This is a genomic window from Amycolatopsis sp. NPDC045836, from assembly GCF_056431745.1.
Genome location: NZ_JBWKKF010000010.1, coordinates 36,850 through 49,006, shown reverse-complemented (window position 1 = coordinate 49,006; position 12,157 = coordinate 36,850). Strand labels below are relative to the sequence as shown.

Genomic DNA, 12,157 nt, shown 5'->3' with positions numbered 1-12,157 from the left:
CGTGCTCGGCCCCGCGGTCCGGCCGGAAGCGGCGGCCACCCGGCCGGGGCTGCCGAAGGCCGCCGGTCTCGCCTGGGCGCTGCTGATCGTCAACACCCTCGGCTCGGCCGGGGCCAAGACCGTGCTGCCGCTGCCGAGGTCGGTCAGCCAGCTGATCACCATGGGCGCGCTCGGCGTGGCGTTCGTCATCGCCCTCGCGCTCAACTGCGGGCTGCGGATCCGGCCCAGCGCGTACCTGGTGCTGCTCACCCTGCTGCTGGTGCTGAGCACCGGCGCCAGCCTGAACCTGGAAAACGGCTTCGGCGCGCTGTTCCGCTGCTTCCGCTTCGCCTTGTTCGTCGCCACGCTGTGGTTGCTCACGCGCTGGTGGGACGGCGGCACCGAGCTGGTCCGCCACCACATCCGCACCTACAGCGCGGTGCTGGTGACGGTGGTGATCGGGCTGGTGGTGAGCCCGGGCAAGGCGATGCCGTTCGACTACGGCGGGCGGCTCACCGGTGCGCTGTGGCCGCTGACCCCGCCGCAGGTTGGCCAGTACGCGGCGATCGTCATCGGGCTGACCACGCTGCTGTGGCTGGGTGGCCGCCTGGACCGGCGGAACGCGTTGCCGGTCATCGTGCCGGCGCTCGGCATCCTGCTGCTGACCCACACCAGGACGGCGACGCTGGGGCTGGTGGCGGGCACGGTGGCCGCGCTGCTGTCGCAGTGGGTGTCCAGCGCGCGGGCCCGCCGGGTGTTCACCGGCCTGGTCCTGACCGGGGCGCTCGCCGCGGTGGTGCTCGGCGGGCTGCTGCAGGCGTGGTTCCTGCGCGGGCAGAGCGAGGAGAACTTCTCCAGCCTCACCGGCCGCGCCAAGGTCTGGGACGCACTGCTCGACGCGCCGCGCACGACGCTGGAGCACCTGTTCGGCGTCGGCCTGACGGACAAGTCCTACGACGGGCTCCCGATCGACAGCAGCTGGCTCGCGGTCTACCACGAACAGGGCTTCGCCGGCCTCGCGATCGTGGCGGCGTTCCTGCTGGTGCTGGTGGTGGTCGCGATCCTGCGGCCGCCGTCGCCCGCCCGCGCGTGCGCGATCTTCCTGATCACCTACTGCCTGTCCGCCTCCTACACCGAGGCGGGCTTCGGCGACGCGTCGCCGTACCTGCTGCACCTGGCACTGGCCGCGTCGCTGCTGGTGCGCGCGCCGGAATCCCCGAAGGAGACCGTGTGAAAGTCCTGGTGGTGCACAACCGCTACCGAGCCGAGCAGCCCAGCGGGGAGAACAACGTCGTCGACCAGGAGGTCGCGCTGCTGACCGGCGCCGGGCACGAGGTCGGCCTGTTCGAACGCCGCAGCGACGACATCGCGGGGATGTCGCTGCCGCGCAAGGCGGCCGTGCCGCTGAAGGTGCCGTGGAACCGGGCGGTGCGGGCGGAACTGGCCCGGCTGCTGGCGGCCGACCGCCCGGACGTCGTGCACGTGCACAACACCTTCCCGCTGCTTTCGCCGTCGGTGCTGGCCGCGTGCGCCGGGGCCGGGGTCCCGGCGGTGGCGACCCTGCACAACTACGCGCAGGTCTGCCCGCCCGGCACGCTGTACCGCGGGGGGCGGGTGTGCACCGACTGCGTGGGCAGGCGGCCGGTACCGGCGGTGCGGCACGGGTGCTACCGCGGCTCGGCGGCCGCGACCGCGCCGATGGCGGCGAGCCTGGTGCTCAACCGCCGCCGCTGGTGGTCCGGCGTCTCGCGGTTCTTCTGCATCTCGGCGGCGCAGCGCGAGGTGCTGGTCGCGGCCGGGATGCCGGCCGCGCGGCTGACGGTCAAGCACAACTTCGTCGCCGACCCGGGCAGGACGCGCACGGGGACCGGGGAGCACGTGCTGTTCCTCGGCCGGATCACCGCGGAGAAGGGCGCCGGCCTGCTGATGGCCGCCTGGGACCGGCTCGCCGCGCGCGGGGGCGCCGGCCTGCCGCTGGTCATCGCCGGTACCGGCCCGATGCAGGACGAGGTCGCCCGCTGGGCCCACGGCCGCGACGACGTGTCCTACGCCGGGCTCCGGACCGCGGCGCAGTGCCGTGAGCTGATCCTGCGCGCGAACACCGTGGTGGCCCCCTCGACCTGGCTGGAGGCGTTCGGCCTGGTGGTCGTCGAGGCGATGGCCGCGGGCGTGCCCACGGTCGCCGCCGACCACGGCGCGTTCCGCGAACTCGTCCGGGACGGCGTCACCGGCCTGCGGCACGAACCCGGGGATGCCGGTTCGCTCGCCGCGCGGTTGCGGGAGTGCGTCGGCGACGTCGAGCGGAACCGGGGGATGGGCCGGGCGGCGCGGCTGGGCTACGAGCGGGGGTTCACCCCGGAGGCCGGTCTCGAACGGCTCGTCGGCGGGTACCGGGCCGCGATCGCCGCCGAGGGGAGCCCGGCCGAGTGAGCACCAGCCCGCCCGTGTTCCCGCCGCCGTCGCGGGCCCCGCTGTCGATCCTGGGCGCACTCGGCTTCCTGGCCGTGCTCGTGCTGGCCCTGCGCTACGCCGGGACCTCCGGCACCACCGGGCTGGACGCCGCGGTGTACTCGGCCCTCGACCGGGCCGAGGGGTTCACCCGGACCGTGGCCATCGCCATCGACTTCGCCGGTGAACCACCGGGTGCCGTGGCGATCTGCCTGGTGCTCGGCCTCACCTGCCTGCGGTGCGGCCGGCCGCGCACGCTGCTGCTGCTGGTGGTGGCCGCCGGTTCGGCGGTGGCGCTGACCACCGGCCTCAAACCGCTGACCGGGCGGCTGATCCACGGCGAGTTCCTGTCCTTCCCCAGCGGGCACACGGCGTTCGTGGTGGCGGTGGCGGTGGTGGCCGGGCTGCTGGTGATCGACGTGCGCGGGCTGGCACCGGCCGCCGCGGCCTGGGTGCTGGCGGGGGTGGTCGCCGTGCCGCTGCTGGTGATGGGGTGGTCGCAGGTGGCGCTGCGGGCGCACTACCCGACCGACGTGCTCGGCGGCCTGGGGGTGGCGCTGGCGGTGGTGCCGCCGGCGGGGTGGGCGGTGGACCGGTTCACCCACCCCGGCCGGGACCGCGCGGGGTGAGCCGGTGGCCCGGCGCACCCCGGCGGGGGATCAGCAGGACCCGGAGGTGCCGAACCCGCTGCACGAGTCCTGGAAGTACGGCGCCGCCTGCCACTGCGCCGCGGTCAGCCGCCGCGAGGTGTCATGGGCGACGAAGCTCCACGGACCGTAGTACTGGTTGTCGTACCACCGGTTGCCCTGCGCGAAGGTGATCGCCTCCGAGATCACCGCGCCCTTGTACGGCGACCAGGCCGGGAAGGTCCCGTAGTTCGACAGCACCGCCATCCGCCCGCACAGGTTCAGGCAGCCCTCCAGGCCCGAATCGAACTCGAAGGTGTTCTGGTGCACCGAAACCCGCTGGGTCTTCCAGCGGCAGTCGCTGTAGAGCGGTTCGGTGGCGATGCCGGGCGCCGAACAGGTGGAGGTCGGCGACACCAGTGCCGTGCAGGAGAGCACCGAGGTGTTGGCGGGGCTGTTGCAGAACCGGTCCGCGTTCTCCCACAGGGTGATCCCCGACCAGTTCTCGGAGAACATGTTGCCCCGGATCTCGATCCCGTCGATCCGGGCGGGCAGCCGGGATTCCCCGCCGGACTCGCTGATGTAGATCGAGGCGACCGGGAAGTTGTCACCCTTCGCGGCGCGGGTGCGCCCCTGGACCAGCGCGTTGCGCCTGAAGGTGTTCCCGACCACCTCCAGGTTGTAGGAGATCTCGTAGAACAGCCCTTCCGACGCGTTGTCCTCGATCAGGTTGCCCTCGACCAGGAAGTCGTTGTTGTTGGTGTCGGCCCAGAGCCCGACCCCGTGGTTGTGGTGGACCCAGTTGCCGATGATGTCGGCCCCGTCGACGGCCCAGAACTTCGCGCCGCCGCTGCACCCGCAGCCGGGGATCAGCGCCTCCCAGTCACCGGTGTTGTTGCCCGAGATCTCGTTGCCCTCGACGACCAGATCGGTGATCCCGCCGCCGATCCGGTAGGCGTTGATGCCGTACTGGCCGTTGTCGCGCAGGCAGTTGCCCCGCACCTGCTGGCCCGACCCGGCCATCAGCGCGGCGCCCTCGTTCTCCTCGATGACGTTGCCTTCGATGATCCAGCGCTCACCGGAGTCGTGGTTGACCACGCCCTGGTCCCGTTCGGCGACGAACCCGCGGATGGTCAGCCCGCGGATCACGACGTCCTTGGCCGGCGTGGTGAAGGCCGCGCGGTTGACCCCGCGCCCGTCGAGCACGGCTCCCGGCGCGCCGAGGTAGACGTTGCCGTCCTTCGGCATCACCTGCCCGAACTGGTCGGAGCTCAGCGTGTGCGTGCCGGGGGCGAGCCAGAACGTGGAGCCCGGCGGGCTCAGCGCGGTGCGGCTGGTGAGATCGGTGCCCGGCTGGACGACTTCGGCGCCCGCCGGTGCGGTGGGGACCCCGACGGTCGTGCCGCACACCCCCGGGGGTGCTTCTTCTGGCGCTGCCACCGCCGGCGCGACTGGAGCGAACACGGTGACCTGGAGCAGCAACACCGACAGCACGAGCGAGAGCCCGCGCCGGCCGGCCGGACGATGCCTGAACCCGAACGTCATACCCTTCTCCGAAATACCGGCTTCACCGGACGGCCACCCAGCCACGGTGCCGGATCACCCGCGTCGAGCGCCTTGCGGTACACGAGACATGCCTGCGCGACCACCTCGACCGTCCGGTCGATGTCTGCTTCGGACAGTGCGCTGCTGACCACGAAGGACGGGCCGAGTACGCCGCCGGTGACCAGCTGCCGCAGGAACAACGTTCGGTAGTCCTGCGACGGTTTTCCCTCCGCGTCGAGCGTGGCGAAGACCAGGTTGCTCGCCCGGCCGCGCACGACGACGTTCTCTTCGACCCCGGCCGAGGCGGCGGCCTCGCCGACGCCGGCGGCGAGCCGTTCGCCGAGTGCGTGCAGGCGCGCGCAGGTGCCTTCCTCGGTGTAGGTGTCCAGCACCGCCACCGCGGCGGCCAGCGAGTGCGTTTCCGCGCCGTGGGTGGTGGAGAGCAGGAAAACGCGGTCCCGGCCGGTGCGCAGGCCGCCCAGTTCCATCAGCTCCCGCTTGCCGGCCAGCGCCGACACGGCGAACCCGTTGCCCAGTGCCTTGCCGAAGGTGGACAGGTCCGGGGTGACCCCGTAGCGCCCCTGCGCCCCGGCCTCGGACCAGCGGAAGCCGGTGATCATCTCGTCGAAGACCAGCACGCAGCCGTGCCGGGTGGCCAGCTCCCGCAGCCCGGCCAGGTACCCGGGGGGCGGTTCGGCCTGGGTCGCGGGCTCCAGCACCAGGCACGCCACCCGCCCGGCGTGCTGCCGGAGCACCTGTTCGGCGGCGGGCAGGTCGCCGTAGGGGAACGACACGGTCAGCCCGGTGGTCTCCGCCGGTACCCCGGCAGGCATCGGTGTCGTGCCGATGAACCAGTCGTCGATGGAGAAGAAGGCGTGGTCGCGGCAGATCGCCACCAGCGGCCTGCCGGTGGCCGCCCTGGCGAGCTTGACCGCCGCGGTGGTGGCGTCCGAGCCGTTCTTGGCGAACTTGACCATCTCGGCGGTGGTCACGGTGGCCAGGAACCGCTCGGCCGCCCGCTCCTCGACGATGGACGGGCGGACGAAGTTGGTGCCCCGGTCGATCTCCCGGCGGACGGCCTCGGTGACCCTCGGGTGGACGTGCCCGAGGCTGACCGAGCGCAGCCCCGAGCCGTATTCGATGTACTCGTGCCCGTCCACGTCCCAGACGTGCGCGCCAAGGCCGTGGGAGATGACCGGGGCCAGGTGCTCGGGGTACTGGTCCTCGCCCTTGGCGTAGGTGTGGGCGCCACCGGGGACCAGCTCGTGCAGGCGCCGATTGGCGCGCTCGGACCGGGGCAGCTGCACGGGGGTCACCTCACGTTCTTCAGTGCTTCGGACAACGGCGGCGCCCGGCGGTCCCGCTCGGAGAGCAGTGACACCGGCAGCGGCCACGGAATGGCCAGTTCGGGGTCGTCGTGGGCGATCGCGACGTCCTCGGCGGGGTCGTGCGCGCGGTCGATGCGGTAGGCGACGTCGGCGATGTCGGTGAGCGCCTGGAACCCGTGCGCGCACCCCGCCGGGACGTAGACCGAGACCTGCGTTTCCCCGGACAGCTCGAAGGTCGCCTTGCCGAGGCGGGTCGGTGAATCCGGCCGCAGGTCGACGACCACGTCGAAGACCGCGCCCCACGAACACCGGACGAGCTTCGCTTCACCGCGGCCCGCGCGCAGGTGCAGCCCGCGGAGCACCCCCTTGCGGGACCGGGACAGGCTGTCCTGGAGGAACCCGTCGGGATCGATCCCCACCGACCGGGCCACGCCGGCGTCGAACGTGCGGCTGAAGAACCCGCGCTCGTCGGCGTGCGGGGTCGGTTCGAACAGGTACGCGCCCGCGATGGCGGGAACCGGGATCGCCTTCATCGGGCCACCGGCGGCAGGAAGGCGGCCGACAGCTCGGAGAACTGCCGCTCCAGCAGCCGGACCTGTTCCGCACCGCGTTTCGCCAGCGTCTCGCGCAACTCGTCCGCCCGGCCCTCGAGCTCGGTGAACCGGTGGAGGAGGTCATCGACCTCGAGGTCCCCGGCCGAGGCGCAGAACTCCCCGAGCCCCAGCCCGGCCATCAGGACCGCGTTCTTGCGGGCGTAGCCGACGGACAGCGTCGGTTTCGCCAGCTTCAGCGCGCACACGACGTTGTGGTAACGGGTGGCGACGACGTATTCCACCCTCGACATCGCCCCCATCAGCTCGTCCAGCGTCGACGTCTCGGCGGCCGAGAGCAGCGGCGAATCGAGCTGCGCCCGGATATCCCCGACGACCTCCCGGTCCGCCGAATCGCCGATGAACAGGCGGACCGGGCGGCCGTCGCCGAGCAGGTGGGCGACGAACCGCGTGATGGTGTCCACATAGGTCTCGTAGAGCTCCCCGGCCCGCGAACGGTCGTCGTTCCCGCCGCGGTAGGCCATCACCCCGACCCCGACGGAGCGGGGGACCACCGGTTCCGACGGCGTGGGCAGGGCGAAGGCGAGGTCGGGGTACACCCGGTCCCGGGTGACATCCACGCCCATCCGGCGCACCGCCTCGCGCGAGGGGGCGTCCCGGTAGGACCGGAACGACGCCAGCCGCGCGGCCCAGCCGAGGACCGCGCGGGTGACCCGGTGGCTGCTCACGTTCGCGCCGACGCTGACCAGCGCCACCTCGGTGCCCAGCAGCCGCCCCGAAGCCGACAGCAGCAACAGGGAGTACGGGAAACCCCAGGGCCGCAGCGGGAGCGTGGACTCGAGCACGCCCATGCCCGGCACGATCACCACGTCCTGCCGTCGCACCCAGGCCGCCGTGCGGGGCAGGTCGACGAGCTTGCCCAGCGCCTTCACCGCGATGGACCGCGGTCCCGAAGCGGTCCGGTACTCGCCCTGGTTCCAGTTCAGCGCGGTCGTCTCGACGCCGTACCGCGACGCGACGAGCTCCGGGCCGCCGCACATCACGCTGACCACGGCGTCCGGGTGCGCCGAGCGCAGGTACCCCAGTACCGCCTCGAAGGAACCGTCGTTGCCGAGGTTGCCGGACCCCAGCAGCCCGAACAACCCGACCCTGGTGGCCGTCACGGGGCTCGCCCCTCCTGCCCGGCGACGGCCGCGACCACGGAAACCCGGCGCGGCCCCAGTTCGGCCTCGGCCTGCTCCGGCATCTTCCCCATGGCCGGGTTCCCCGCGCGGGAGAGCAGCCACTGCCCCAGGTACCGGAAGCAGGCGCGCTTGTCCGCGGCGGAGATCGGCGCGCGCCGGATCCCGTTGACGTAACCCAGCACGTACTCGCCGAGCAGCCGGACCACCGGGTGACGCAGCCTGCTGGCCCGCTTCGGGTCCAGGTTGGCGGCCCGCCGGCGCACCGTCGGGTGCTCGTGCTCGGACCGGCCGGGGTGGTCGCGGCGGAAGTACAGCCAGTCGGGCACCTGGTGGAACGGCCCGTGCAGGGCCAGTTCCGTGATGATGGTGCGGTCCGCGTGGTGGTAGCTGTCCAGCGGCGCGACCCGGCGCAGCACCTCGGTCCGGATGACCGCGCCGTCGTCGTCCCCGCCGGGGGCGAACAGCGTGCTGCGGAAGCGTTCCGGGGCGTGCGGCGAACTCGTGTCGAGCGGGTACTCGAGCGCCCTGGTGACGACGGCGTGCTCGTCGATCATCGCGGTCCACGAGTGCGACAGCACGAACTCCGGGTGCTCGTCCAGCGCCTCGACGCAGCGTTCGAGCAGGTCGCGGGCGTAGAGGTCGTCGTCGGAGGCCCACTTGAACAGTTCACCGCGGGCGACGTCGACGAGGTAGTTGTGATTCGGTGCGCAGCCGATGTTGACCGGCTGGCGCACGTAGCGCACCCGGGGGTCGCGCCGGGCGTAGGCCCGGCTGATCTCCTCGGTCCGGTCCGCCGAGGCGTTGTCCGAGATGATCAGTTCGAAGTCCTCGTAGGTCTGCCCGAGGAGCGCGTCCAGCGCTTCGGCGAGGAAGTCCTCGCCGTTGTAGACCGGGAGCCCGATGCTCAGCCGGGGCGCGGTGCTCATGGGGTGGTCATCCCTTCCTCCTCCGAAGCCAGGTGTTCCTTGAGGGCGCGGTGGAGGTGCAGCCACCACACCGCCGAGCCGCTGGTGACCGCCAGCGCGACCCCCCAGGCGGAGCCGGGTGCCCCGGCCACGGCGGCGCCGACGAGCCCGAAGGCGGCGTAGGCGGCCGAATTGAGCAACTGGGCGCGGAGGCTGCGCTTCGCGGCGCCGAGCGCACGCAGACCGGCGGCCGCCCCGGTGTTGAAGCCCGCCGCGGCGATCCCGATGGTCACCGGAACGATGAGGGCCGACGCGGGTGCCCAGACGTCACCGAGCAGGAACCGGCCGAAGTCGCCGGGGAGGAAGAGCAGGGCGATGCCCCAGAGCAGGGCCACCGCCGACTGCGCCGCGCCGAGCACGCCGCAGAAGTGCCGGAGGCGGCGCGGGGCCCGTTGCAGCACCCGTGCGCTCTCGGCCACGGTGACCAGGGAAAGCCCCATCAGCAGGGCGAAGAAGGGGCCGAGCAGCAGTTCGGCGCCACGCACCGCCCCGACGCTCGCCAGCCCGGCGATCGCGCCGAGACCGTACACGCGCAGTTGTGCCGCGCCGCTGCTGCTGACGTTCTCCACCAGGTACCGGACGCCGAGGTCGCGGTGCCACCTGACCCAGTCGGACGTGCCGCGCGGCGCCGGCCGGAGCCCGGCCTGCAGGCAGCCGTACATCGCGGCGACCGCGGCCGACAGGCCCCACGCCAGGATGAAGGCGGCGGAGGTGTCCAGCCGGTTCGCCAGCACCAGCGCCGGAACCAGCGCCAGGCCCCAGACCACGTCGTTGGTGAACGCCTTCCGGCCGTGTCCCGCGGCGAAGAAGGCGAACCGCCAGGCGTCCTGCAGCAGCAGCACCGGGATGACGAACCCGAGCGCGGCGAACGCCTTGCCGACGCTCCCGCCCGCCGACAGCCCGGCCGTCACGCTGACGGCGCCCGCCGCGAGCCCCACGGTGAGCGCCGTGCCGGTCGCCCGCGCGGTCGCCCCGCGCCAGGCCGTGGTGGAGACCCCGGAGAACCGCACCACCAGCGGGTCGGTCGCCAGGCCGCGGGACAGGTTGAGCAACACGCCGTAGGTGACCCAGGCGAGGCTGAACACCCCGAACGCGGTGGTGCCCAGCGAACGCGCGGCGTAGAGCCCGACCGCGAAGTTGGTGGTGCTGGAAACCGCCTGGTCGGCCAGGCCCCAGCTGAGCCGGGCGACCATCGCGCGCACGGCCCGGGAACGCAACAGCGCTCTCATCGGCATCACCCCTTGAGCAGTCCGGCTTCGTGCAGCGCCCCGGCGGCGGCCGCGATGGCGTCGAACGGCAGCCCGGACCGTTCGGCGACGGCGAGCAGGTCGTGCTCGCCGTCCGAGAGGTTGAGCACCCAGAGCAGGGCCAGCTGGGCTTGCTCGGCGTCGCTGCGCCCGCCGAGCGAGCCGTAGAGCCCCCGTTTGCCGAGCTGCGGCTCGCCGTACGGGCTGAGGTTGACGTAGCTCCGGTTGCGGTCGAGCACGGCGTGGACCTCCCGCAGGGTCCGGAGCGTTTCCTCCATCGCTTCGGTGGACAGGAAATCGAGGTTGTCGGCGGAGGTGTGGTACTCGGGGTAGCCCGCGTACGGCGTCCTGGTCAGTGAACCGACACCCAGGTCGAAGCCGGGGGAGCAGTACTGGCGCTCGTCGTAGCCGTACGGCGAGAAGTCGGTGATCCGGTGGTCGTGCCCGGCGAGGACGTGCTCCAGCACGCGGTCGATCTCGGTGTCACCCCGGCGGCTCCGCTTGTAGGTCAGCGGGCCGGGATCACCGGCGCAGGCCAGCACCAGCCCGGCGGTGATCCGGCCGGCGCGCTCGCGGTTGCGCGCGAGCCAGGTGATGGCGCCGATGGTGCCGGGGGCGAACAGGAACCGGTAGGTGTGGTGCGGGTCCTCCAGCGACTGGGCGAACGCGGCGGCGATCGCGATGCCCGCCAGGTTGTCGTTGGCCAGCGACGGGTGGCAGGTGTGGCACGAGATGAGCACCTCGTCGGCGACCCGTCCCGGGACCACGTGCTCGGCGTAGGTCAGGTGGCCGTCGGCCAGCGTCGAATCGACGCACACCTCGTAGTCGCCGTCCGGCAGCGCGTCGAGCACGTCCTGCGCCAGGCAGAACCCCCAGGCGGGGGCGTAGTAGCTGGTCCGGTACGGCACCCAGGACGGGTGCTCGGGCAGGGTGTGCAGGTGCTCGCGCAGTTCGGCCAGCGGCATCGTCCGCGCCACCGGCACGCTGTAGCCGACCACGTGCAGGTTCGACTCGGCGAAGTCGATGACGCGGCGGCCGGTGGTGTCCTTGACGTAGGCGTCGCGGATGTTCCACTCCGGCGGCACGGTCCAGTCCAGCACCTCGGTGCCGGTCGGCACCTCGTGCACCCGCAGCGGCAGGTGCTCGCCGAGGATGTCCAGCGTGCGGCGGACGCCGTCGCCGGTGATGCTGCGGCAGAGCGGGTAGAGGCGCTCGACCAGCGCACGCAGGTCGGCGCCGGTGCCCAGCTCGCGGTACGCGGTCACCGGCGGCGCAGTGTTTCGTCGATCTCACCCGCGGCGGTCCGCGCCTCGAGCGTGCTCAGCCGGGTGAAGCGCTGCCGGAAGTCCGCTCCGGTCAGGCCGTGCAGCTGGTAGGCGCGGATCAGTTCGAGCGCGCCGTCCTTGACCGACCAGTCGCAGTCGAAACCGGGGACCGCCTCGCGGAACCGGGCGAAGTCCACGCGGTAGGAGCGCGGGTCGGCCCCGGTCTCGCCGGTGATCCGCAGGGTGGCGCCGGGCGCGGCCTCGGCCACCTGCTGCGCGATTTCGGCCACGGTCACGTTGTTGCGCTCGGTGCCGATGTTGAACGCCCGGCCGTGCACGGCCTCCTTCGGCGCGGTCAGCGCGGCGGTGAAGGCACGCGCGATGTCCCTGGCGTGCACCAGCGGACGCCACGGGGTGCCGTCGGAGAGCACCCGCACCTCCCCCGAAACGTGGGCGTGGGCGGTGAGGTTGTTCAGCACGATGTCCGTGCGCAGGCGCGGGGAGAAGCCGAACGCGGTGGCGTTGCGCAGGAACACGGGGGAGAAGTCGTCGTCGGCCATGGCGTGGACGTCGTCCTCGACCCGCACCTTCGATTCGGCGTACGGCGTCACCGGGCGCAGCGGGGCGTCTTCGCCGACCAGCTCGTCCCCGCCCGCGGCGCCGTAGACCGAGCAGGTCGAGGCGTAGAGGTAGCGCCGGACGCCGGCTTCCCTGGCCAGCGCGGCGAGCCGGACCGAGGCGTGGTGGTTGATGTCGTAGGTCAGTTCGGGTGCCAGTGAACCCAGCGGGTCGTTGGACAACGCGGCGAGGTGGATCACGGCGTCCACCCCGGACACGTGCTCGGCGGTGACGTCGCGGAGGTCGACCCGGTGGCCTCCGGGGTCCCTCGGGGCGGGACCCAGCACGCACCGGTCGAACAGGCCGGAGTCGAGGCCGATCACCTCGTGGCCGGCTTCGGCCAGCACCGGGGCCATCACCGTGCCCAGGTAGCCGAGGTGCCCGGTCAGCAGCACACGCAT

At 72.6% G+C, this 12,157-nt stretch carries 11 protein-coding genes; 3 read left to right on the top strand and 8 right to left on the bottom strand.

From position 1 onward, the window contains the following. Position 1 precedes the first annotated feature (1 nt). From AC07EG_RS20570 to AC07EG_RS20560, 3 genes are read left to right on the top strand one after another with little or no spacing between them, the layout of a single operon-like run. Positions 2-1,213, top strand: coding sequence for an O-antigen ligase family protein (locus AC07EG_RS20570; protein ID WP_478254738.1), 1,212 nt, complete (start codon positions 2-4; stop codon positions 1,211-1,213). Next, on the top strand, positions 1,210-2,409 hold the full coding sequence (locus tag AC07EG_RS20565) for a glycosyltransferase (RefSeq protein WP_478254737.1): 1,200 nt from the start codon (positions 1,210-1,212) through the stop codon (positions 2,407-2,409). The genes AC07EG_RS20570 and AC07EG_RS20565 overlap by 4 nt, the downstream gene beginning before the upstream one ends. Then, positions 2,406-3,056 (top strand): phosphatase PAP2 family protein, encoded by a 651-nt coding sequence (locus AC07EG_RS20560; protein WP_478254736.1) that lies wholly within the window; start codon positions 2,406-2,408, stop codon positions 3,054-3,056. Before AC07EG_RS20565 ends, AC07EG_RS20560 begins: the two co-directional genes overlap by 4 nt. A gap of 30 nt (positions 3,057-3,086) precedes the next feature. Here the strand turns inward: AC07EG_RS20560 and AC07EG_RS20555 are convergent, their stop codons facing one another. Genes AC07EG_RS20555 through AC07EG_RS20520 form a run of 8 tightly spaced genes read right to left on the bottom strand, consistent with a single transcriptional unit; the run spans position 3,087 to position 12,157 of the window. Further along, complete coding sequence (locus tag AC07EG_RS20555) at positions 3,087-4,598, bottom strand: right-handed parallel beta-helix repeat-containing protein (RefSeq protein ID WP_478254735.1); 1,512 nt, start codon at positions 4,596-4,598, stop codon at positions 3,087-3,089. Then, a complete protein-coding gene (locus AC07EG_RS20550; protein WP_478254734.1) occupies positions 4,595-5,914 on the bottom strand; it encodes a glutamate-1-semialdehyde 2,1-aminomutase in 1,320 nt (439 codons plus the stop codon). Before AC07EG_RS20550 ends, AC07EG_RS20555 begins: the two co-directional genes overlap by 4 nt. Next, on the bottom strand, positions 5,911-6,459 hold the full coding sequence (locus tag AC07EG_RS20545) for a dTDP-4-dehydrorhamnose 3,5-epimerase family protein (protein ID WP_478254733.1): 549 nt from the start codon (positions 6,457-6,459) through the stop codon (positions 5,911-5,913). Before AC07EG_RS20545 ends, AC07EG_RS20550 begins: the two co-directional genes overlap by 4 nt. Beyond that, positions 6,456-7,640 (bottom strand): polysaccharide pyruvyl transferase family protein, encoded by a 1,185-nt coding sequence (locus AC07EG_RS20540; RefSeq protein WP_478254732.1) that lies wholly within the window; start codon positions 7,638-7,640, stop codon positions 6,456-6,458. The genes AC07EG_RS20545 and AC07EG_RS20540 overlap by 4 nt, the downstream gene beginning before the upstream one ends. Further along, positions 7,637-8,587, bottom strand: a complete 951-nt coding sequence (locus AC07EG_RS20535) for a glycosyltransferase family 2 protein (RefSeq protein ID WP_478254731.1) — start codon at positions 8,585-8,587, stop codon at positions 7,637-7,639. The genes AC07EG_RS20540 and AC07EG_RS20535 overlap by 4 nt, the downstream gene beginning before the upstream one ends. Further along, positions 8,584-9,855 carry a hypothetical protein gene (locus AC07EG_RS20530; protein WP_478254730.1) on the bottom strand — a complete coding sequence of 424 codons (1,272 nt, stop codon included), beginning with the start codon at positions 9,853-9,855 and terminating at the stop codon, positions 8,584-8,586. The genes AC07EG_RS20535 and AC07EG_RS20530 overlap by 4 nt, the downstream gene beginning before the upstream one ends. Before the next feature lie 5 nt (positions 9,856-9,860). Then, a complete protein-coding gene (locus tag AC07EG_RS20525) occupies positions 9,861-11,138 on the bottom strand; it encodes a DUF4910 domain-containing protein (protein ID WP_478254729.1) in 1,278 nt (425 codons plus the stop codon). Continuing rightward, on the bottom strand, positions 11,135-12,157 hold the full coding sequence (locus tag AC07EG_RS20520; protein ID WP_478254728.1) for an NAD-dependent epimerase/dehydratase family protein: 1,023 nt from the start codon (positions 12,155-12,157) through the stop codon (positions 11,135-11,137). Before AC07EG_RS20520 ends, AC07EG_RS20525 begins: the two co-directional genes overlap by 4 nt.

Bases quoted from the DNA above. Each gene is read 5' to 3' on its own strand.
- AC07EG_RS20520 (WP_478254728.1), bottom strand. From the start codon at position 12,157: ATGCGTGTGCTGCTGACCGGGCACCTCGGCTACCTGGGCACGGTGATG.
- AC07EG_RS20555 (WP_478254735.1), bottom strand. From the start codon at position 4,598: ATGACGTTCGGGTTCAGGCATCGTCCGGCCGGCCGGCGCGGGCTCTCG.
- AC07EG_RS20530 (WP_478254730.1), bottom strand. From the start codon at position 9,855: ATGAGAGCGCTGTTGCGTTCCCGGGCCGTGCGCGCGATGGTCGCCCGG.
- AC07EG_RS20535 (WP_478254731.1), bottom strand. From the start codon at position 8,587: ATGAGCACCGCGCCCCGGCTGAGCATCGGGCTCCCGGTCTACAACGGC.
- AC07EG_RS20545 (WP_478254733.1), bottom strand. From the start codon at position 6,459: ATGAAGGCGATCCCGGTTCCCGCCATCGCGGGCGCGTACCTGTTCGAA.